The organism is Trinickia camelliae (genome assembly GCF_053525655.1).
The window spans coordinates 98,774-120,599 of sequence record NZ_JBCHAA010000005.1 but is presented as its reverse complement, the minus strand read 5'-3'; the positions used below and the strand labels follow the sequence as shown (position 1 = coordinate 120,599).

Sequence of the window (21,826 nt, the reverse complement as noted above, 5' to 3'; positions counted from 1 at the left end):
TGTGACGCTAAGCGATTCATGGCTCGCTTGCGCTGACGAACTGTTTTACAGGGAGAAATGGGATGAGGCGCGCATCGCCTATTCGCGATGGCAAGTCGTGGCGGCACGAGAGCGCTTGCCGGGCCCGGAGGCGTGGCCCGGCAAGTCGCGCGGTTAAAGCTCGACGGGCTGCCCCGTCGTCAGCGCTTCGCGCAGCGCGCTGCCGATACGCGTCGCTTCGAGCGCATCGGCGAGCGTCGCGCCCGATGCCTTACCGCCCCTTACCGCATCGACGAACGCCTGCGCTTCGTGCAAGAAAGCCTCCTCGAAGCGCTCGAAGAACGTCGGCGTGCATTCGTTGCGCACGCCGTGCTCGTCGTAGATCTCAACGCGGCTCGCGCGCGGAATATGGCCGATCGCGAGCGCGCCCGCCGTGCCGATCACTTCGGTGTGCGTGTCGTTGCCGTGCGCCATCGTGCGGGACGCGTAGAACACGGCAAGCCGCCCGTCCTCGAACTCGCAGACGGCCACGCCGTTATCGACGTCGCCGCACGCACGCAAGCCTTCGTGCAGCGCGATCGTGCCGGTGGCGAACACGCGCTTGGCGCGTGGATTGCCGAACAGCCAGCGCGTGACGTCGATGTCGTGCACCGTGCAATCGAGAAAGATGCCGCCCGAAGTTGGCGCGAAACGCACGAAGAAGCCTTCGGGGTCGTTCTTGTCGGTGGTCTGCGAGCGGATCATGAACGGCCGGCCGATCGCGCCGCGCTGGATCTTGTCGTGCGCGTCGCGGTAGCTCGGATCGAAGCGGCGCATGAAGCCGATCGTCGCTTGCAGATGCGGCTGGCGCTTCGCTTCTTCCAGCACGCGCTCGCATTCGGCCACGTCGAGCGACAGCGGCTTTTCGCAGAACACGTGTTTGCCGGCACGCAAGGCGGCGACGATCTGGTCGGCATGCAGCGCCGACGGCGTCACGAGCCATACGGCATCGACGTCCTGGTCGGCCAGCAGCGCTTCGTAGTCCGCGTAGAGGCGCGGCGCGGGCAGCGCCTCTTGCGCCCACGCGCGCTCCTCGTCGACGGGACTGCAAGCCGCGACGAGCACAGCGCCAGGCACGCGAAACGCGAGATTCTGCGCGTGGCGTTTGCCGAGGCGCCCCAAGCCGACCACGCCGATCTTCACCGGCGCGCGGTTAGCAACATGAGTCATCGAACGCTCTCCCCTTGCCTGTCACGCGTCATTGGCCGCTTCATTTCCCACCCGCACCGCGCGGCCTTCGCGCCATGAGCGCGTGGCGGCTTCGGCGAGTTCGAGCGCTTTCAAGCCGTCGGCGACCGTCGTGCGAACGGGCTTACCCTGCGTCACCGCTTCGAAGAAATGCGCAATTTCCAGCGCATACGCGGCGCGATAGCGCTCAAGGAAGAACGCCTCCGGCACGTCGCTCGACACTGCCTTCTTCGAGTACGCGACGACCTCCGTCGGCCGCACGTTGCCCGCTTGCAGCATGCCGTCGCTGCCGAGGATCTCGAAGCGCTGGTCGTAGCCATAGGCCGCGCGCCGCGCGGTGTTGATCTGGCACAGACGCCCGCGCTTCGTGCGGATCGTCACCGCCGTCGAATCGATATCTCCCGCATCGGCGATCGCCGGGTCCGACAGCACGCTGCCCGTCGCGTGCAGCGACTCGGCTTCGTCGTCGAGAATCCAGCGGAAGATGTCGAAGTCGTGGATCAGCATGTCCTTGAAGATGCCGCCCGAGCGCTTGATGTATTCGACAGGCGGCGCACCCGGGTCGCGGCTCGTCACGATCAGCATCTCCGGCGAGCCGATCTCGCCCGCGTCGATGCGCGCCTTCACGGCGGCGAACGTCGGGTCGAAGCGGCGCTGAAAGCCGATCATGCAGACGACGCCCGCGCGTTCCACCGCAGCCGCGCAAGCCCGCGCGCGTTCCACCGTCAGGTCGACGGGCTTTTCGCAAAACACATGCTTTTTCTGCGCGGCCGAATGCTCGATCAGATCGGCGTGCGTATCGGTGCTGGAACAGATCACGGTCGCGCCGATTGACGCATCGCCCATCGCGCCATCCACATCCGCGACCTGCGCGCCATGCTCGGCCGCGAGCGCCGCGGCCGCCTCGCGATTCACATCCACCACGTACTTGAGCTTCACGCCCGGCTGGCGTGCGAGGTTGGCCGCGTGAATGCGGCCGATCCGCCCTGCGCCGAAGACGGCAACGTTGATCGGCGAGCTGGGTGCTACGTTAGTCATCGTATCCTCCAATGTCTTTCGATTCTTCAACGGTCAATTCCAGCTTGTACGCAAGCGCGACGAACAGCGCCTGACACAAGCAGATGGTGCTGGTCAGCGAGCGGAACGCGAACGCGCTCCCCTCCTTCACAAAGAGTTGCGTGGTCGCGTAGCGGGCGAGCGGCGACAGACGGCTGTCGGTGATGACGAGCGTCTTCGCCTGATGATGGTGCGCGACGCGCAGGCAATATTGCGTTTCCTTGCCATACGGCTCGAAGCTGATCGCGACCACGACGTCGCCCTTCTTCACGCTGCGGATCTGCTCGCGAAACATGCCGCCGAAACCCGAGACGAGATGCACGCGCTTGGGCGTGTGCTGCAACGCATAGACGATGTAGCTCGCGACCGGAAACGAGCGCCGCACGCCGATCACATAGATGTTTTCGGCCTGCTGCAGCATCTTCACGGCGTCGTCGAACTCCTGGTCGTCGAGGTTCTCGTCGAGCTCGTCGAGGCCGCTCTTACACGCGGCGACGAATTCGCGCGCGACCGATCCGCCCGAGAGCTGTCCGGGCTTGTCGTCGATCAGCTTGCGGATGCGCTGCTTATAGGTCTGGCCGGACGGGCTCTGCCCCGTGTAAGCCTGCTTGAAGACTTCCTGCAGATCGGAAAAGCCGGAAAAGCCGAAGCGCTGCGCAAAGCGCACCACGGCCGACGGATGCACGCCGCAACTCGACGCGATGTCGCTCGTGCGGTCGACCATCACGCTCGAACGGTGCTGCTCCAGGTAGGACGCCACGCTCTTCAATTGGCGCGGCAGGGCGTCATAGGAGTCGGCGATGCGCTGCATCAATTCGTCAACGCTCGGCAATTCGGCGGTGTTGTCGTCCTGCATGACCGGTCTCCTCTTTAAATTGCTGCAGCGCGGCGCAAAGCCAAGTGGGGCAAGGCTCTGCGCCTCTCGCAACAGCTCGCCAGACGGTGCTGATTATAGGCACGCGCTGCGTCAAATTGGAACGTATTTTCCATTTTTATTTGCAATGAAATTTTCTTTGCAATCTCACAAAAGTTGGCCTAATCTTGCTCGTGAGCGGCAACACAACACGCTGTCACTTGACGCTCACCCTCCCTGAGGACATCACCGCCCGCCCCGCGCGGATGCCGCCTCGATGGCCCTGGGAGATCAATAACGACATAACCTGGATAGGTGGAGACAATGAGACTTTGCACTGGCAAGGCTGCACTGAGGACGTTCGTAGCGGCATGCGCGCTGGCGCTAGGCAGCGGCTTTGCAGCATCGGCCGCCCAGGCCGATCCCGCGGCTCACTTCGTACTGATCAGCCACGCGCCGGATTCCGATTCGTGGTGGAACACGATCAAGAACGCAATCAAGCAAGCGGACGAAGACTTCAACGTCCAGACCGACTACCGCAATCCGCCCAACGGCGACATCGCCGACATGGCGCGTCTCATCGAACAGGCCGCCGCGCGCAACTACGACGGCGTCATCGTGACGATCGCCGACTTCGACGTGCTGAAAGGCTCGATCGCCAAAGTCACCGAGAAACATATCCCGCTCGTCACGATCAACTCCGGCACCGCCGACCAGAGCGCGCAGCTCGGCGCGATCATGCACATCGGCCAGCCGGAATACGACGCGGGCAAGGCCGCCGGCGAAAAGGCGAAAGCCGCCGGCATCAAGTCGTTCCTGTGCGTGAACCACTACGCGACGAACCCGGCCTCGTTCGAACGCTGCCGCGGCTTCGGCGAAGCGCTCGGCGTCGACTACAAGGCGTCGACGCTCGACGCGGGCCAGGACCCGACCGGCATCCAGTCGAAAGTCAGCGCCTACCTGCGCAACCATCCGGATACGGGCGCCGTGCTCGCGCTCGGACCGACGTCGGCCTCGCCGACGATCAAGGCGCTGCAGCAAATGGGCCTCGCCGGCAAGATCTGGTTCGCGACGTTCGACTTCTCCGATGACATCGCCAAGGCGATCCAGGACGGCACGATCAAGTTCGCGATCGACCAGCAGCCGTACCTGCAGGGTTATATCGCGGTGGCCGTGCTCGCGATCGCGAAGAAGGACCACACGACCGACCCGGCCAAGATCCAGGCCGCCCTCAAGTCGAACCCGAAGTTCAAGGCGCGGCTTGAAGCCTACGGTCTCCAGCCGGTGTACGGTGCACGCAACATCAGCTCCGGCCCGGGTTTCATCACGAAGACCAATGTCGACAAGGTGGTCAAGTACGCAGGCCAGTATCGCTAATGTAGTGAAGTAGCTAAACCGGAGCGTCGAGGCAATTGCAAGGCGGCGCTCCGGGGGCCGGCCAACCGGCTGCACGAAGATTTGCTCTTACCTTTGTAGCATTGATTTGCATTCCTACGCTTCATAGCGCCGCGCGGTTCGCCTGACAGGGGCCAATTGCACGGCGCATCAAGGAGACTTAGATGGGTGTCGTCGATCATTTCCACCTCGGTTCGCGCAAGCATCACGAAGCGGCTCAAGAAGGTGCGTCCTCTTCCTCGTCAGACGAGCGCGTGCGCCGCGAGTCGTGGTTCAAGCATCTGCTCTCGCGCCCCGAGTTCGCGGCGCTGGCCGGCACGGTGATGGTGTTCATCGTCTTCGCGATCGGCGCCGGCAACTCCGGCATGTTCAATCTCGACGGCATCATGAACTGGTCGCAGGTGGCCGCCTATCTCGGGCTCATTGCGGTCGGCGCCTGCCTGTTGATGATCGCGGGCGAGTTCGACCTGTCGATCGGTTCGATGATCGGCTTCGCCGGCATGATGGTCGCGCTGCCCACCATGTACTTCCACTGGCCGATCGAGCTCTCGATCGCCTTTGCCTTCGTCGGCTCGATGGCGCTCGGCGCGCTGAACGGCTATCTCGTGATGCGCACGCGGCTGCCGTCGTTCATCGTCACGCTCGCGTTCTTGTTCATCCTGCGCGGCCTGACGCTCGCGCTTTCGGTGATGTTCGCGGACCGCACGATCATCTCGGGCGTGGGCGACGTCGCCGCGCAGAGTTGGTTTGCCCATGCGTTCTTCCAAGGCGTCGCGTTCCACGGCCTCTTCAAGTGGCTCGGCCATATCGGCCTCGTCAAGCTGCTCGACAACGGCGAACCGCTCGTGCCGGGCGTGCCGAAGGTCATCGTGTGGTGGTTCCTGCTCGCGGCGGTCGGCGCGTTCACGCTCGCCAAGACGCGCTTCGGCAACTGGATCTTCGCCGTCGGCGGCGATGCGAACGCCGCGAAGAACGTCGGTGTGCCGGTCAGGCGCGTGAAGATCTCGCTGTTCGTGCTGACCGCGTTCTGCTCGTGCCTGTTCGCCGTGCTGCAAGTGTGCGACATCGGCTCGGCCGCCGCCGACCGCGGCCTGCAAAAGGAATTCGAAGCGATCATCGCGGCGGTGATCGGCGGCTCGCTCCTCACGGGCGGCTACGGCTCCGTGATCGGCGCCTCGTTCGGCGCGCTGATCTTCGGCGTCGTGCAAATCGGCATCACCTACACGAACATCGATTCGGACTGGTTCCGCGTGTTCCTCGGCGTGATGCTGCTGTTCGCCGTGCTGTTCAATCACTATGTGCGCAGCCGCGTGGCCGCAGCGCGCTGAGATCGTCTCGAATCGACAGGAGTTCATGATGTCCGACACTCAACAATCCGGCGACGACTACATCCTCGCACTCGAAAACGTGAGCCGCTATTTCGGCAACGTGATCGCGCTGAAAGACGTCACGCTCAGGCTCAGGCGCGGCGAAGTGCATTGCCTGCTCGGCGACAACGGCGCCGGCAAGTCGACGCTGATCAAGACGCTCGCAGGCGTTCATGCGCCAAGCGAAGGCACCTACCTCGTCGACGGCAAGCCCGTGCATTTCGCGTCGCCGAAAGACGCGCTCGATCTCGGCATCGCGACCGTGTACCAGGATCTCGCGCTCGTGCCGCTGCTTTCGGTCGCGCGCAACTTCTTCATGGGACGCGAGCCGCAGAGGAAGCTCTTCGGCCTCGTCAACGTGATGGATATCGAAACAGCCGCCAAGGTCGCACGCGAAAAGCTCGCCGAAATGGGCATCAACGTGCGCGACGCGAATCAGGCGATCGGCACGATGTCGGGCGGCGAGCGGCAGTGTCTCGCGATTGCGCGCGCGATCCACTTCGGCGCCCGCGTGCTGATTCTCGACGAGCCGACCGCCGCGCTGGGCGTGAAGCAGAGCTTCAACGTGCTGAAGCTGATCCACAAGGCGCGCGCGAAAGGCATCTCGGTGATCTTCATCACGCACAACGTGCACCACGCCTACCCGATCGGCGACTCGTTCACGCTGCTCAATCGCGGCAAGTCGATGGGCACGTACACGAAGGAAACCATCACCAAGGACGAAGTGCTCGACATGATGGCCGGCGGCGCCGAAATGCAAAAGATGATCAGCGAGCTCGAAGGCGCAACGATCTAAAAGACCACTTCCAGGAAATACCATGGCACTCACCACCGACCTCACCACCGGGCGTTCTGCCGAGAACGCGTCGCAGCCGAGCCGCTTCGCGGCCGGCCGCGAGCGCGACATCATCTGCCTGGGACGGCTCGCGGTCGACCTCTACGCGCAGCAAGTCGGCGCGCGTCTCGAAGACGTGACGAGCTTCGCGAAGTATCTCGGCGGCTCGTCGGCGAACATCGCGTTCGGCTGCGCGCGGCTCGGCTTGAAATCGTCGATGCTCACGCGCGTCGGCAACGATCATATGGGGCGCTTTTTGACGGAGACGCTCGAGAAGGAAGGTTGCGACGTCAGCCACACGCGCATCGATCGCGACCGTCTCACGGCCCTGGTGCTGCTAGGGCTGGAAGATCGCGACACGTTCCCGCTCGTCTTCTACCGCGAGAACTGCGCCGACATGGCCGTCGACGAAGCCGATTTCGACGAGGCGTTCATTGCGTCGTCGAAGGCACTGTTGATCACGGGCACGCACTTCTCCACCGAACAAGTGAATCGCACGAGCCGCCGCGCGCTCGAATACGCGCGCCGCAACAACGTGCGCACCGTGCTCGACATCGATTACCGGCCGGTCCTGTGGGGCCTCACCGGCAAGGCCGACGGCGAGACCCGCTTCGTCGCGAACGAAAGCGTGACCGCGCACTTGCAGCGCATCCTGCCGCTGTTCGATCTCGTGATCGGCACGGAGGAAGAATTCCGCATCGCCGGCGGCAAGCACGAACTGATCGACGCGCTCGCGATGGTGCGTGCGGTGACGAGCGCGACGCTCGTCGTCAAGCGCGGTCCGCTCGGCTGCTCGATCATCGAAGGCGCGGTGCCCGCCTCGATCGACGATGCGCCGATTCACGGCGGCGTGCAGGTCGAAGTGCTGAACGTGCTCGGCGCGGGCGATGCGTTCGCGTCGGGCTTCCTGTCGGGGTGGCTGCGCGACCAGTCGCTCGAAGACTGCGCACGCGCCGCGAATGCGAGCGGTGCGCTCGTCGTCTCGCGCCACGGCTGCGCGCCCGCCATGCCGACACCCGCCGAACTCGATTACTTCCTGAGCGCCGCGGCCGCCGATCCGCAGCGCATGCGCCGTCCCGACAAGGACGCAACGCTCGCGCGCCTGCATCGCGTCACCCCTGCCCGCAAGCAATGGGACGAAGTGCTCGGCTTCGCGTTCGACCATCGCAACCAGTTCTTCGAGCTTGCACAGCAGACCGGCGCGAGCGAATCACGCATCGAGACGCTGAAGGGCTTGTTCGTCGAAGCCGTCGCGCAGACGGAAGCCGCGCTCGGCTTGCAAGGCCGCATCGGCGTGCTGATCGACGACCGCTACGGCCAGGACGCATTGAACGCCGCCACCGGACGCGGCTGGTGGATCGGCCGCCCCGTCGAGCTGCCCGGCTCGGCGCCGCTCGAATTCGACCATGGCCGCTCGATCGGCACATCGCTCATCAGCTGGCCGCAAGAGCACGTGGTCAAGTGTCTCGTCTACTACCACCCGGACGATCCCACCGAGCAGCGGCTCGAACAGGAAGCGCAGTTGCGCGCGCTCTACGATGCGACGCAGGCGAGCGGACACGAACTGCTGCTCGAAGTGATCCCGCCGAAACGCGCCGATCTGCCGAGCGAACCGGACACCGTGTTCCGCGCGCTCAAGCGTCTCTACAACATCGGCATCTACCCCGAGTGGTGGAAGCTCGCGCCGCTCGAAGCGGCGCAATGGCAGGCGGTCGATGCGCTGATCGCCGAGCGCGATCCGTATTGCCGCGGCGTCGTGCTGCTGGGTTTGTCGGCGCCGGCCGAGCAGTTGATGGAAGGCTTCGGGGCGGCGGCGGCGTCGCAAAGCTGCAAGGGCTTTACCGTCGGCCGCACGATTCATCATGAGCCGAGCCGCGCGTGGCTCGCGGGCGAGATCGGCGACGCCGAACTCATCGCCAACGTGCGCAAGACGTTCGAGACGCTGATCGCGGCGTGGCGCAAGGCCAAGGGCGGCCGCGCGGGCGCCTCGCATCACGGTGTTCGCCAGGAGGCAGCATGAACCAACGCGCGTTGCACCATGACGCGGCGGCCTCGGCTACGGCCTCATCGGCGCAGGCCGATCAAGGAACGACGATCCGCCTGACCGCCGCGCAAGCGCTGGTGCGCTATCTCGCGGCACAACGCGTCGCAGCGGAAGACGGCAGCGCGCGCACCGAGCCGCTCTTCGGCGGCGTCTTCGCGATCTTCGGCCACGGCAACGTGGCCGGGATCGGCGAAGCGTTGTATCAATACCGGCACGAGCTGCCGACCTACCGCGCGCACAACGAGCAGGCGATGGCGCACAGCGCGATCGCTTACGCCAAGGCGCATTTCCGGCGCCGGATGATGGCCGTGACGACGTCGATCGGCCCGGGCGCAACGAATCTCGTGACGGCCGCCGCGCTCGCGCACGTGAACCGCCTGCCGGTCCTGCTGCTGCCGGGCGACGTGTTCGTCTCGCGTGCGCCCGACCCGGTGCTCCAGCAAATCGAGGACTTCCACGACGGCGGCATCTCCGCGAACGACGCGTTCAAGCCCGTGTCGCGCTACTTCGACCGCATCGTCCATCCGGCGCAGCTCTTGACCGCCCTGCCCCGCGCGCTGCGCGTCCTGACCGACGCCGCGCTGTGCGGCCCGGTCACGCTCGCCATGCCGCAAGACGTGCAGGCGATGGCCTACGACTATCCGGCCGGCTTCTTCGAGCCGCGCACCGTCACGTTCCATGCGGGCGCGCCGGTCGAAGAAGAACTCGAAGCGGCGCTCGCGCGCCTGACGAACGCCAGGCAGCCGATGATCGTCGCGGGCGGCGGCGCGCTCTACAGCCGCGGCGCGACCGACGCACTGCGCGCGTTCGCCGAGAAGCACGGCATCCCGGTCGGCGAAACGCAAGCGGGCAAAGGCGCGCTGCCGTGGGATCACCCGCTCAACGCGGGGCCGATCGGCGTGACGGGCTCGTCCGCCGCGAATGCGCTTGCGCATGAAGCCGACTGCGTGCTCGCCGTCGGCACCCGGCTGCAGGATTTCACGACCGGCTCGAACACGCTCTTCACGCAGGCCGACGTGATCGGCATCAACGCCAACGCGTTCGACGGCCTCAAAGCGCGCGCGCACATCGTGCAAGCGGATGCGCGCCGCGCGCTCGACGCATTCGGTACGCGCCTGGCCGATTGGAAGGCGAACGCCGAGTGGACCTCGCGCGCCAAATCGCTCGCCAACGCATGGCGCGACACGGTCACGACCCGCACGAACACGCCGCAGCAGTCTGGCGTGCTGCCGTACGACGCCGACGTGATCGGCGCGGTGCAGCGCTCGGCCGAGGGCGGCCTCGCGCAATCGGCCGCCGACGACATCGTCGTGTGCGCCGCCGGCACCCTGCCCGCCGAGCTGCACAAGCTGTGGCGCGCAGGCCGCCCGGGCGCGTATCACGTCGAATACGGCTACTCGTGCATGGGCTACGAGATCGCGGGCGGCTTGGGCGCCAAGCTCGCGCGGCCCGAGCGCGAAGTGATCGTGACGGTCGGCGACGGCAGCTATCTGATGATGAACAGCGAGATCGCGACGTCGGTGATGCTCGGCGCCAAGCTCGTCATCGTCGTGCTCGACAACCGCGGCTACGGCTGCATCAACCGTCTGCAGCAAGCCTGCGGCGGTGCGCCGTTCAACAACATGTTCGACGACTGCACGCAGGGCCCGCTCGGCGCGCCGTCGATCGATTTCGCCGCGCATGCGAGCTCGCTCGGCGCGCTTTCCGAACACGTCGCGAACGTCGCCGAACTCGAAGCGGCGATGAAGCGCGCCCGCGCGGCGGACCGTACTTATGTCGTCGTGATCGACACGGACGGCGCCCGCACGACCGACGACGGCGGCTGGTGGTGGGAAGTCGCCGTGCCGGAAGTGTCGGCGCGCGAAGCCGTGCGCGCGGCGCGCGAAGCGTATGACAAGCAGGTCGCGCAGCGCGCCGAGGGCGATACGAAGGACAACGGCTGAAGCAGCACTGAAGAACGAACCATCGCGCCAGGCATCAGGGATGCTTCCGCTCCGCCTCGCGCACCGCTTCGAAAATATCTAAGGATCGCTCGCATGAACGCATTCGAAGTACGCATCGGCATCAACCCGCTGTCGTGGATGAACGACGACCTGCCGTCGCTCGGCGGCGAGACGCCGCTCGAAGTCGCACTGACCGAAGGCCGCCAGATCGGCTATGAAGGCTTCGAGCTCGGCAACAAATTTCCACGCGAGCCGGAGGCGCTCAAGGCGCTCTTCAAGCAATACGACCTGTCGCTCGTCTCCGGCTGGTACTCGGGGCGCTTGGCGCGCCGCAGCGCCGAGGAGGAGATCGAAGCGGTCGGGCCGCATCTGGAACTGCTCGCGAAGAACGGCGCGACCGTGATGGTCTACGGCGAGGTCGAAAATTCGATCCAGGGCGCGCCGCAGCCGCTCTATCAGCGCCCGCGCTTTTTTACGGACGCGCAATGGGACGCCTACGCCGAGCGCCTCGAAAAATTCGCGCGCTACACGCTTAGCCAGGGCGTGCGCGTCGCCTATCATCATCATATGGGCGCCTACGTCGAGACGGCCGACGACGTCGACAAACTGATGGCGCGCACGAGCGATGCGGTCGGCCTCCTGTTCGACGCCGGGCACATCACGTTCGCGGGTGGCGACCCGCTGGCCATGCTCGACAAGCACATCGCGCGCGTGTGCCATGTGCATTGCAAGGACGTCCGGCCCGCGGTGGTCAAGCTCGCGCGCAATCGCAACTGGAGCTTTCTCGACGCGGTCATCGCCGGCGCGTTCACGGTGCCGGGCGACGGCGCGGTGAATTTTCCGGCGATCATCAACAAGCTGAAACGGCATGGCTATCGCGGCTGGCTCGTTGTCGAAGCCGAGCAGGACCCGGTCATCGCGCGCAGTTATGAATACGCGCAAAAGGGCTATCGGACGCTGCGCGCGCTCGTCGATGCGCCGTTCGATGCCAGCATGGAGGCGGCATGATGAACCACCCCCACGTTCACTTTCGTTCACTGCCCCCCGAGGGGGCTGCTGCCTCCCTCGGGGCGGCCCAGCGGGAGGCAGCATGAGCTTACTAGTGAAGGCACAACGCGAAGGTCAGACGATCGCGCGCGTGACGCCGGAATCGGCGATGTGGCGGTACGTCGGGTTCGCCGCGTATCGGCTCGAAAAGGACGAGGTGCTGTATGTCTACGAGAGCGCGCGCGAAGCGTGCATCGTCGTGCTCACGGGCGCGGTGACGATCGAAACCGGCGATCAGAAATGGACGAGCCTCGGCTCGCGCGACAGCGTGTTCGAAGACTCGGCCCCCTACGCCGTCTATCTGCCGCCGAATGTGCGCACGACGGTTCGCGCGGAGCGTAACGCCGAAGTCGGCGTGGCGACCGCGCCGGCCGAAGGGCGCTACCCCGTGCGCCTGATCGAGCCAGGAAAGATGACACGCTCGGTGCGCGGCAAGAGCCTGAATACGCGCTACGTCTGCGACATCCTTCCGCAGACCGAGCCGGCCGAGTCGTTGCTCGTCGTCGAGGTGCGCACGCCGGGCGGGCACGCATCGAGCTATCCGCCGCACAAGCACGACACCGATAACGTGCCGCTCGAAAGCTCGCTCGAAGAGACGTACTACCACCGCCTCAATCCGCCGCAAGGGTTCGCGTTCCAACGCGTCTATACGGACCTGCGCGATATCGACGAATCGATGGCGGTCGAAGATCACGACGTCGTGATGGTGCCGCGCGGCTACCACCCGGTGGTGGTGCCCTACGGGTACGATTCGTATTACCTCAACGTGATGGCCGGACGCGAGCGCGTCTGGCACTTCAAGAACGATCCGGCGCACGAGTGGATCATCGAGAAGCCCCCAACCTGATTCCGATCGTCGAGTGCTTTCCGAGACTTCCGGCCCGGTGCGTTGCACCGGGCTTTTTTTCGTCAATCGCACCGACAGAAGAAATCCGCGGCAATAGCCGCATCCGCCGCCTCGCAGCATTCCGCCGGCTCCGTCTCCGCGCTCTTCTGCCGCAGCGCCTTAAGTCCTTTTGAGATACAGCCGCCCTCTGCTTTTCGTAGCCCATTGCAATCCGGGCCTCCCGCGCCGCGGCGCCCGCCAGCCCCGCGCGCCCGCTCAAACTACTTTGGAAAACGCTGCCGGTCGATATGAAACAGACTCTCGTCACCCATACGATGATCGTGCCCCGCTACGTGACGCGCTTCGCCTGCGTCGGGCCCGAATGCCCCGCCACCTGCTGCGCGGGTTGGCGCGTCACCGTCGATAAGCCGACCTTCTTGCGCTACAAGACGACAACGGACCCGGATCTCGCGCCGCGCTTCAAGCTGTTTCTCCAGCGCAACCGCCATGCGCGGGGCGCACACGACTACGGCACGCTCAAGCAACACGATGAAGACGGCCATTGCGGCATGCAGGATGCGAGCGGACTGTGCCAAATTCAGATGAAGCTCGGGGAAGAGGCGCTTTGCAACACTTGCCATGTCTATCCCCGCACCACGCAGCGCTTTGCGGGCCAAGTCGAACAGATTCTTACCCTGTCGTGCCCGGAGGCCGCGAAACTCGCGCTGCTCTCCGACGAAGCCTTCGATTTCGAGGCGATCGCACTCTCGGCGCGCGCCGCAACCGTCGACGAGAAAAAGTTCGGCGCCCTTTCCGACGAAGCGCTATTCGCGACACGCGCCTGGGCGATGCAGCTGCTACGCGTGCGCGAGCTCGATCTGGCCGACCGCCTCGCGGTATTGGGCTTGCTGTGCGACCAGATCGAAACGCTGATGCGTGAACACCGGCAAGAGCAGCTACCCGCCTTGCTCACGCAAATGACGGCGCTGGTGGAAAGCGGCGAGATACGTCCGAGTCTCGCCGGTCTGCCGCGCAACGAACGGCTGCAAGCCGAACTCTTTCTGCTCATGCTTTGCTCAGCGCCCCGGCAAAGGAAGGACGGGCGTCTCGCCGATGTGTTCGAGCGCGTCGCGACCGGACTCGGCGCCAACGCGGAAGGCCAGGCAGAGCTCGACACGATCATCGAGCGCTATCGTGCAGGCCGCGCGCTCCTCGATCGGACAGAGCACTACGACGCCATCCTCACGCGCTATCTGCTCAACGAAGCGATTCGCGACACGTTCCCGTGGGGCGGCGAATCGCCGCTCCTGCAGCATCGGCGCTGGGTGGTTGCGTTCGGCATCCTGCGCGGCATGCTCGCCGCCTGCGCGAACGCCGCAGACCGGCCACTGCGCGACGAAGAAGTGGCCGAGGTCGTCTGGGCCTACAGCCGGGCTTTCCTGCATCACTCGGGGTTCGCGCAACGCGTCGAGCAGACACTGCAGCGATGCGATTGGGATTCGTTGCCGCGCCTGTTGGCGGTGCTCAAGTAAGCGAGGGGGTGTCGCGCGACAAAGAGGTTGCCGCGCGGGTGCATCCGCTGGTGTCGTATCACCAAGCAAGCGCGCCGCCTCAGACTACAGGCGGCGCGCTTATTCATCGCTCAGACTCAAGCAAAAAAGTTCTGAATGCTAGCCAAAAGCGAGAGTAAAAGCTGGAGGTACCAAGGTCGATCCGTTCGTGTCGAATATGCCTGCATGACAGGCTTGCTCGCCGGGTCCTGATTCGACACCAAGTCATCGAGGAACGCGCCGACATTCTGGCCGTTACCGTTGATTTCCGATCCTACGAACGTAAGCGTCGAAACCGTATGGTTGGTCATCAGCCCTCCACGCTCCGCCGGCATGAAGTATCCGAAGTTCGGATATTTGCCCTTGAGGTCATTCACGAGCAACCCCAGGTCATTCGTAAACATCGCCATACGCAATGACTGTTTGGCCGCCTGGCTGGATGCGTTGGCAATCTCCGGATAGAACTGGTCGTAGGTGAACTCGGCGATGATGCCGTCGAGCTGATACGTCGCCAGACCCATGCGATCGCTGGGAAACGCTTGCGACAGCGCCCCATAGATCGTGGCAGGGTTATCGTTCAGCGCCGCCTTGCTGTTCGCGCTCAAATGGGTCAGGTTCGAAATCCGCTCGAACGCCCCCCCAGGCTGACGGAAATTCCATTCGTCGAAGGATTTGCTGTACATGCGCCAAGCTCGACTCGGCTGCGATGCATTACCGTTCAGGCTGGCGGGGAAGATCGTTCCCGCATCGTTAAAGAGAGCGCTCCTGCCTGGTTGCAGCGCCGTGCGGATCGAAGCGTAGTTCAGCGTGGAGCCGTATCCGCCCGCACTCGCCCCCCACACCAGCAGCTGGTCTGGCTTGCTCATCCCGTGCTGCTTCAGCCAATCGAGCGCGGCGTTTACGTTTGCCTGACCGGCAAACTGCTGGATACGCGTCGATCGACCATCCGATGACGTGTAGGAATGCACAGCGCTGCCGCCGTGAATATCTCCCGTGCAATACGGCAGGAAAACGTAGTTCCAGTCTGCGGTGGGTGCACTCTGGCCGGTGGCAAGATCCGGAAGCCGGCTGATGATCGGGGAAAGAAGCATGAGCTGGAGACCGCTCATGTTGACGCTCAAGCCGTTGCCATCCAGTTTGAGGACATTGGTGTAGCCATCGGGGATGCCATTCGGATTGGAGGCGCCCAACATGCCATTGCCAGTACAACTCGCATAGTCCCAGCACGCGCCGCCCCCCTCGGACGCAACGACCAGATTCTTCGAATAGACCGGCTGTGCCGGACCATTGCCCGAAGACTTGTACCGAAGCGAGCGGTTGACGTAAAAGCGGTACGGCGTGCCATTTCCGCAGCTGGCACCGGTCGACGCATCCAACGTCACCTGTTCCCACATGTTGTACAGCGTCGCTGCGATAGCCGACCCGGACCAAAATCCGAACAGCACTCCTAATAATGCCATGCAGCGCAACGAAACAAGTCTCTTCATAATTTCCACTCCTGTTAAGCTTCTTTAATATTCAGATCAAGATTTACTGTGCCGGCTTGCTGTAAATCTGTTCGCGCAGCTGTTGCAGGCGAGCGGCAATGGCAGCCTGCTGTTGTTCCGGGGGAAGCGTGCGAGTGACTTCATCCACGACGATCTTACTTTTTGCCTGGTAGATCTGAAATCTCGGGTCAGCAGTCGGTGAAGGGCCAACCATACGGGCGGAGTAATCTTCGACCTCTTTGTGCAGGTTCGAAGACAGTTCGGCGCGTTCGGGCGTATTGAGGTCGGCTTTGCTGAGCACCATCTCGCCGTAGGCCAGAGCCTGGACCGGCAATATCTGTCCGGCCCGCATGTGCTCCGTCAGCGCTTGAACAAGTGCTTTGGCCGCGGCTTGCCGCTCCTTTGGCGACATTGCATCGCGCCCTTGCAGAAAGCCCGCAACATCACTTTGAAAACTCTGAAATGCGGCGGCCTGAGCGACTGCCGTCGAATCTGCGGCCGTGCCGGACTGAACCGGCTTGCCGCTCGCGTCGACAAAGCCATTGGCGACCGCGACGGTCGAAGCTCCAAGGCCAGACGAAACGGCCTCACCGGCAGGCGGAGGCGATGATTTCTGCCCCGCCCAGCGTACGGCCACGATCACAATCAAGCCGACCACCACGGCCGCAATGAGCCACTTAACTATTCTCATTAGTACTCCCGTACGTTTTGAGTGAGATCGCCAGTGGACAGCTTAAAATGAATCTTCCACTCGACGCATGCGTAGCGCATATGGATGATTAAACTTAGCCGACGTGTGGAATCAGCGTATATAGGCGTTTGCCTAAAGTTCGTTTGAGCTCCGAACCGTTGGCGACGGCATTCACGGCAGCGATGCGTGGCTCCGCGCACAGCACTTGCGCGTATGCGTTCCAGCCAGCGTGAATCGCCGCATCAACCTGGCGCGAGCCAGGCTTCCACCGTAGAAGGATCGAGTTCATCGAAGCGCCCCTCGCAGACGATACCGCCGCCGCCGATCACAGCCGCGCGGGTCGCCAGATCGCGCGCGAACTGCATTCGCTGCTCGATGAGCAGGATCGCGACGCCTTGCGCGCTCAATTGCCTCAAGCACGCGCCGACGCGCTCGACCGCCTGCGGTGCGAGCCCTTCGGCCGGCTCGTCGACGATCAGAAAGCGCGGCTCGCCCATCAGGGCGCGTGCGAGCGCCAGCATCTGCTGCTCCCCGCCCGACAACGCTCCGGCCTTCGCGACACGGCGTTCCGCCAGAATCGGAAACAGTGAGTAGGCGTCAGCGGCGGCGAAACGGCGCGCCTGCCCGCCCGCGCCCGGCATCTTGCCGAGCAGCAGATTCTCCTCGACCGTCAGCGCCGGAAACACGTCGCGCTGCTCGGCCACGTAGCCCATGCCTTGCCGCGCGATTTCGAACGTCCGCAGCCCGATAAGCTCGCGGCCCGCGAAACGGATCGTCCCGCTCGCGCGCACCAGCCCGACGATCGCTTTCGCCAGCGTTGAGCGGCCCGACGCATTGCGTCCGACGAGCGCGACGATTTCGCCCGCGTCCACTTGCAGATCGACGCCGAACAGCACCTGGCTTGCGCCGTACCAGGCGTCGAGATTGCGGATGTCGAGGAGCGCGCTCATCGTGCGGCCCCCGGTCCGAGATACGCGTCGCGCACCGCGACGTCGGCGCGAATGACGTCCGGCGTGCCGGTCGCGATGATCCGGCCGCGCACGAGCACCGAGATGCGGTCGGCCAGGCCGAACACCGCCTCCATGTCGTGCTCCACCATCAGCAGCGTCTTGCCCGTCGTCGTCGCGCGGATCAGCGCCAGCGCGGCGCGCGCCTCATCGCGGCTCATGCCGGCGGTCGGCTCGTCGAGCAGCAGCGTGTGCGCGCCGCTCGCGAGCGCCATCCCTAGATCGAGCGCGCGCTGTTGCGCGTAGCTCAGCGCGCCTGCGAGCCTGTGCTCGCAGGCCGCCAAGCCGATGGCATCGAGCACGCCGCGTGCGTGCTCGTCGACCGCGCGCGAACCCGCGACGAGATTGCGCCAACGCACGCCGCGCGGCGCTCCGCTCAGCGCGGCGCAACGCAGATTGTCGAGGGCCGTGAGACGTGGAAATACGCTCGTCGTCTGGAAGCTGCGCGCAAGGCCGTGACGGCTAATCGCGTACGGCGCGCGGCCCGTAATGTTCGCGCCGTTCAGCTCGATGCGCCCGGCGGAAGGCCGTACGGCTCCGGCGATCAGATTGAAGAGCGTCGACTTGCCCGCGCCGTTGGGACCGATCAGCGCATGACGCTCGCCGGTTTCGATCGACAGATCGACGCCACACACCACTTGCGTCGCGCCGAAGCGCTTCTCGATGCCTTGCAGAACGAGCGCGTGCGTCATCGTTCTGTCTCCGTGTTACCTGATCGGCTGGTGTTGTTCACGGCGCGACGCGCGAGACCGAGCGAGACCCACCCAAGGCCGGCCAACACGACCACCGCCCCCCACACGCGCGGCGAATCCGCCTGCAGGGCCAGCGCGCCGATGCGAAACACGCCGCCTGTATCAGCAGCGAACTGCCGCGCGTAGACCGCTTCGACAGCCACCACAAGCGCAGAGAGCCACGCCAGGGCCGCCACGGCGCTCGGCAAAAAAGCTCGCAAACAGGCACGCCAGCCGAAGCGTCCAATGCGCGCGGCGCCGCGCGCCGCCAGGCCCGCAAGCCCATCCGGCGCCGCAATGACCACGACGACGAACAGGAGACCGAGATAGAACTGCCACGCGCGCGTGACGCTCGCGAGCGCGACGCTGAAAAACGTGAGCATCACCGCGCCGAGCACCGGCCCGAAGAACACGCCGCTGCCGCCGATCACCGTCGCGATCAGCACCGCCCCCGAACGCGCCATGCCGACGCCTTCGGCCGACGCCAGCTCGATATTGACGAGCCCCAGCGACCCCGCCACGCCCGCAAAAAACGCCGACAGCACGGTCATCGCGTAGCGAATGCGCCTCGGGTCGGTGCCGAGCGCCGCGACGCGCACAGGGTTGTCGCGCACCGCGTTCGCGAGCCGCACGAGCGGCGTGCGCGACAGCGCGAACATCGCGACGCACGCCAGCACGCACCACACGGCAATCACGACGTACGCCTCGCGCGCCGGCCCGAAGCTCCACGCACCCCAGTGCGGACCGGCGGCGCGGTCGATCGGTACCCCGGCCTCCCCGCCGAACCAGTCGGGCAGCGTCCAGGCGGCCGCCGCGGCGAGCTCGCCGATGCCGAGCGTGATCATCGCGAACGCCGTGCCCGCCCGCCGCGTCGCGACATAGCCGAACACGACGCCAAAGAGCGCACCCGCGAATCCACCGACGAGCGGCAGATACGGCAGCGCAAAACCGAAGCGATTGAAGAGCTGCGCGGCGACGAACGAGGCCAGCCCCGCATAGGCCGCGTGACCGAACGAGAGCAGGCCCGTCTCGCCGAGCAGCAGGTTGTACGAGAGCGCGAAGACGATCATCGTCGCGGTCTGCGCGAGAAACGCGAGCAGCCAGCTCTCGCGCGAGACGAGTGCAGGCACGGCGAGAAAAGCGACCAACGCGATCCATGGCAACGTGCTTCGCCAGTTGGCGGTCCACGAGAGCATGAAAGACGCTCTCGCCCGCCGTTGCGGCGGCGTTTCGTTCTGTGCGCTACGCATCGTCGCTGCGCTGCCCGAAAAGGCCGCGCGGCCGCACCGCGAGCATCGCGACGAGGAGCCCATACGGCACGAGCGGCGCAAGCTGCGCCACCGTCAGCCCGGCCCACGCCTGCGGCAGCGACGCTCCGGCTGACGCCGCGAGCGCCCCCAGCGACGCGCTGCTGCCGACCGCCAACGTCTGCAGGCAACCGACGATGAGCGATGCGGCCAGTGCCCCGCCAAGCGACCCCAGCCCGCCGATCACGACGACGACGAACACGACCGAGCCGATCGACTCGGCCATCGCTGGCTCGATGACGAATAGCGGCGCGCCGATGACGCCGGCCGCCGCGGCAAGCGCGGTGCCGACGGCGAACACCAGCGTGAACACGCCCGGCACGTCGTGGCCGAGCGCTTCGACCGCGTGCGGATGCGTGAGCGCCGCTCGCACGACGAGCCCAATCCTCGAGACGCGCAGCACCGCGTACAACGCGGCCAGCATCGCGGCCGACACGCCCATCATGAACGCGCGATACCGCGAGATCGCGGCGCCATACACGGTGAAGAAGGTGCCGTCGAGCGCGGCGGGCACGTTCGCCGACAACGCACTCAAGCCCCAGGCGAGCTTGACGGCCTCGGCAAGCAGGTACGCCACGCCGAATGTCAGCAGCAGCTCATGCAACGGGCCATGCGGACGCACGCGCCGCAAGAGCCATCGTTCAAGCGCCGCGCCCGCGAGCCCGACGATGAGCGGCGCCGCCACGAGCGCCGCCCAGAAGCCCGCATAAGCCGCGATCGAATAACCGACGTACGCGCCCAGCATGTAGAAACTGGCGTGGGCAAAGTTGAGCACGCCGAGCATGCTGAAGATCAGCGTGAGCCCGGCCGACAGCATGAACAACAGCATGCCGTAGCTGATGCCGTTCAGCGTCCCGATCACAAACGACTGCACGTGCTGCCGCTCCTAGGCGAGCGGTTCGAGCGCGGCGCGCAAGGCATCGGGCAGCGCGACGGGCCGCCGCGTCAGGCGGTCGACATAGACGTGCACGAAATGCCCCTGTGCGCACGCCTCGTCACTGCCCTCCTTGAAGAGCCCCACCTCGTAACGCACGCTCGTCGAGCCCAACCGGACTACGCGCAACCCGGCCTCGACGCGGTCCGGAAACGCGAGCGACGAAAAGTAGTTGCACCGCGTCTCGACGACGAGCCCGATCGTCGCTCCCGCTTCGAAATCGAGCACCCCGGCGCGAATCAGATACTCGTTCACGACCGTATCGAAGTAGCTGTAATAGACGACATTGTTCACGTGCCCGTATACATCGTTGTCCATCCAGCGGGTCGGGATCGTCAGGAAGTGGGGATAGGCGGCGCGCGGCGCGGCGATGGGTTTGGTCATGATCGTCAAAGCGACTCCGTCAGCATGCGCCGGTAATCTTCGGCGCTTGCGACGCGCGGATTGGTCTTATGGCAGTGGTCCACGAGCGCGCCTTGGATGACCTTGTCGAACACACTCTCGTCGACGCCCATTTGCGCGAGCCCCGTGGGCAGCTTGAGGCGCGCGGTCATGTCGAACAGCGCTTGCGGCAGGTCGGCGTTGGCGTCGAGCCCCATCACGCGGCGCATGCGCGCATAACGCCGCTCCACCACCACCGATTCCGCCGTCGCGTTGAAGCGCAGCACCGCGGGCAGCACGACCGCATTGAGCGTCCCGTGATGCAGCGACGTGCGTCCATTGACCTCCACGCCGCCGAGCGGATGCGACAGCGAATGCACGCAGCCGAGGCCCTTCTGGAACGCCATCGCGCCCTGCATCGACGCGCTCATCATGTTCAAGCGCGCGGCCCGGTCGCTGCCGTCGTTCGTCGCGCGCTCGATGTGCGCCCAGGCGCGTTCGAGGCCGTCGAGCGCAATGCCGTCGGCAGGCGGATTGAAGGCCGGCGAGAGAAACGTCTCGATGCAATGCGCGATCGCGTCCATGCCGGTCGCGGCCGTCAGCATCGGCGGCAAGCCGAGCGTGAGACCCGGATCGCAGATCGCGGCCTTCGGCAGCAAGTGCCACGAGTGAAAACCGAGCTTGCGCCCGTCGTTCAGGATAATGATCGCGCCGCGCGCGACTTCGCTGCCGGTGCCGGAAGTCGTCGGTATCGCGATCAGCGGCGCGGCGGCTTCGGTGATCTTGCCGCTGCCGCCTTCGATCGTCGCATATTGGGTCAGGCTGCCGTCGTGCGTCGCCGCGATCGCGACACCCTTTGCCAGATCGATCGACGACCCGCCGCCCACCGCGATCAACCCATCGCAACCTTCGTCGCGATAGCGCTTCGCGGCGGCCAGGACCATGGCCTCGGTGGGGTTCGACGGCGTGTCGTCGAAGACCGGCACATCGCCGAGCTTGAGCGCATCGAGCGCGCGCTGCACGAGCCCCGCAGCGACGACGCCTTTATCGGCGACGACCAGCGGCCGCTTAATGCCGACGCGCGCGCATTCCGCGTCGAGCATGCCGAGTGCGTCGTAGCCGAGATGGATGTGGGTGAGGTAATAGATGTAGGACATGGCGAGTCT

At 65.2% G+C, this 21,826-nt stretch carries 19 protein-coding genes; 8 read left to right on the top strand and 11 right to left on the bottom strand.

Annotated features, from left to right (window positions below; genetic code table 11):
• Positions 1-153: 153 nt before the first annotated feature.
• From AAHK20_RS10790 to AAHK20_RS10780, 3 genes are read right to left on the bottom strand one after another with little or no spacing between them, the layout of a single operon-like run.
• Positions 154-1,188: a Gfo/Idh/MocA family oxidoreductase gene (locus AAHK20_RS10790; RefSeq protein WP_449181442.1), complete on the bottom strand. Its 1,035-nt coding sequence runs from the start codon at positions 1,186-1,188 to the stop codon at positions 154-156.
• Between the two features lie 21 nt (positions 1,189-1,209).
• Entirely contained in the window at positions 1,210-2,244 is a 1,035-nt protein-coding gene (gene iolG, locus AAHK20_RS10785; RefSeq protein WP_449181441.1) for an inositol 2-dehydrogenase, read from the bottom strand.
• Positions 2,237-3,118, bottom strand: coding sequence for a MurR/RpiR family transcriptional regulator (locus AAHK20_RS10780; RefSeq protein ID WP_449181440.1), 882 nt, complete (start codon positions 3,116-3,118; stop codon positions 2,237-2,239). The genes iolG and AAHK20_RS10780 overlap by 8 nt, the downstream gene beginning before the upstream one ends.
• 321 nt (positions 3,119-3,439) lie before the next feature.
• Between AAHK20_RS10780 and AAHK20_RS10775 the strand changes: the two genes are divergently transcribed.
• The 8 genes from AAHK20_RS10775 (at position 3,440) to fliB (ending at position 14,104) form a co-directional block, all read left to right on the top strand.
• Positions 3,440-4,492, top strand: a complete 1,053-nt coding sequence (locus AAHK20_RS10775) for a sugar ABC transporter substrate-binding protein (protein ID WP_449181439.1) — start codon at positions 3,440-3,442, stop codon at positions 4,490-4,492.
• A gap of 182 nt (positions 4,493-4,674) precedes the next feature.
• Positions 4,675-5,838: an ABC transporter permease gene (locus tag AAHK20_RS10770; protein WP_449181438.1), complete on the top strand. Its 1,164-nt coding sequence runs from the start codon at positions 4,675-4,677 to the stop codon at positions 5,836-5,838.
• 28 nt (positions 5,839-5,866) lie between these two features.
• Positions 5,867-6,673 (top strand): ATP-binding cassette domain-containing protein, encoded by an 807-nt coding sequence (locus AAHK20_RS10765; protein WP_449181437.1) that lies wholly within the window; start codon positions 5,867-5,869, stop codon positions 6,671-6,673.
• A gap of 22 nt (positions 6,674-6,695) precedes the next feature.
• Positions 6,696-8,732 (top strand): bifunctional 5-dehydro-2-deoxygluconokinase/5-dehydro-2-deoxyphosphogluconate aldolase, encoded by a 2,037-nt coding sequence (locus tag AAHK20_RS10760; RefSeq protein WP_449181436.1) that lies wholly within the window; start codon positions 6,696-6,698, stop codon positions 8,730-8,732.
• Positions 8,729-10,699: a 3D-(3,5/4)-trihydroxycyclohexane-1,2-dione acylhydrolase (decyclizing) gene (gene iolD, locus AAHK20_RS10755; RefSeq protein ID WP_449181435.1), complete on the top strand. Its 1,971-nt coding sequence runs from the start codon at positions 8,729-8,731 to the stop codon at positions 10,697-10,699. Before AAHK20_RS10760 ends, iolD begins: the two co-directional genes overlap by 4 nt.
• A 93-nt stretch (positions 10,700-10,792) precedes the next feature.
• Entirely contained in the window at positions 10,793-11,707 is a 915-nt protein-coding gene (gene iolE / locus AAHK20_RS10750; RefSeq protein ID WP_449181434.1) for a myo-inosose-2 dehydratase, read from the top strand.
• An 82-nt stretch (positions 11,708-11,789) separates the two neighbouring features.
• Entirely contained in the window at positions 11,790-12,593 is an 804-nt protein-coding gene (gene iolB, locus AAHK20_RS10745) for a 5-deoxy-glucuronate isomerase (RefSeq protein ID WP_449181433.1), read from the top strand.
• 287 nt (positions 12,594-12,880) lie between these two features.
• Entirely contained in the window at positions 12,881-14,104 is a 1,224-nt protein-coding gene (gene fliB, locus AAHK20_RS10740) for a flagellin lysine-N-methylase (protein ID WP_449181432.1), read from the top strand.
• A gap of 116 nt (positions 14,105-14,220) precedes the next feature.
• Here fliB and AAHK20_RS10735 read toward each other — a convergent pair whose 3' ends face one another.
• The 8 genes from AAHK20_RS10735 to gbd all read right to left on the bottom strand — a co-directional run bounded on the left by AAHK20_RS10735 (position 14,221) and on the right by gbd (position 21,817).
• Complete coding sequence (locus AAHK20_RS10735; RefSeq protein ID WP_449181431.1) at positions 14,221-15,609, bottom strand: pectin acetylesterase-family hydrolase; 1,389 nt, start codon at positions 15,607-15,609, stop codon at positions 14,221-14,223.
• Positions 15,610-15,652: 43 nt separating this feature from the next.
• On the bottom strand, positions 15,653-16,300 hold the full coding sequence (plcR, locus tag AAHK20_RS10730) for a phospholipase C accessory protein PlcR (protein WP_449181430.1): 648 nt from the start codon (positions 16,298-16,300) through the stop codon (positions 15,653-15,655).
• Between the two features lie 242 nt (positions 16,301-16,542).
• Entirely contained in the window at positions 16,543-17,250 is a 708-nt protein-coding gene (locus AAHK20_RS10725) for an ABC transporter ATP-binding protein (RefSeq protein ID WP_449181429.1), read from the bottom strand.
• On the bottom strand, positions 17,247-17,999 hold the full coding sequence (locus tag AAHK20_RS10720) for an ABC transporter ATP-binding protein (RefSeq protein WP_449181428.1): 753 nt from the start codon (positions 17,997-17,999) through the stop codon (positions 17,247-17,249). The genes AAHK20_RS10725 and AAHK20_RS10720 overlap by 4 nt, the downstream gene beginning before the upstream one ends.
• Positions 17,996-19,234 carry a branched-chain amino acid ABC transporter permease gene (locus tag AAHK20_RS10715; RefSeq protein WP_449181427.1) on the bottom strand — a complete coding sequence of 413 codons (1,239 nt, stop codon included), beginning with the start codon at positions 19,232-19,234 and terminating at the stop codon, positions 17,996-17,998. The genes AAHK20_RS10720 and AAHK20_RS10715 overlap by 4 nt, the downstream gene beginning before the upstream one ends.
• A 46-nt stretch (positions 19,235-19,280) precedes the next feature.
• The gene (locus AAHK20_RS10710) at positions 19,281-20,219 is read right to left on the bottom strand and encodes a branched-chain amino acid ABC transporter permease (protein WP_449181426.1); all 939 of its coding nucleotides are present in this window, start codon (positions 20,217-20,219) and stop codon (positions 19,281-19,283) included.
• A gap of 12 nt (positions 20,220-20,231) precedes the next feature.
• Complete coding sequence (locus AAHK20_RS10705) at positions 20,232-20,663, bottom strand: acyl-CoA thioesterase (protein ID WP_449181425.1); 432 nt, start codon at positions 20,661-20,663, stop codon at positions 20,232-20,234.
• 5 nt (positions 20,664-20,668) lie between these two features.
• Entirely contained in the window at positions 20,669-21,817 is a 1,149-nt protein-coding gene (gene gbd, locus AAHK20_RS10700; RefSeq protein ID WP_449181424.1) for a 4-hydroxybutyrate dehydrogenase, read from the bottom strand.
• Positions 21,818-21,826 lie beyond the last annotated feature (9 nt).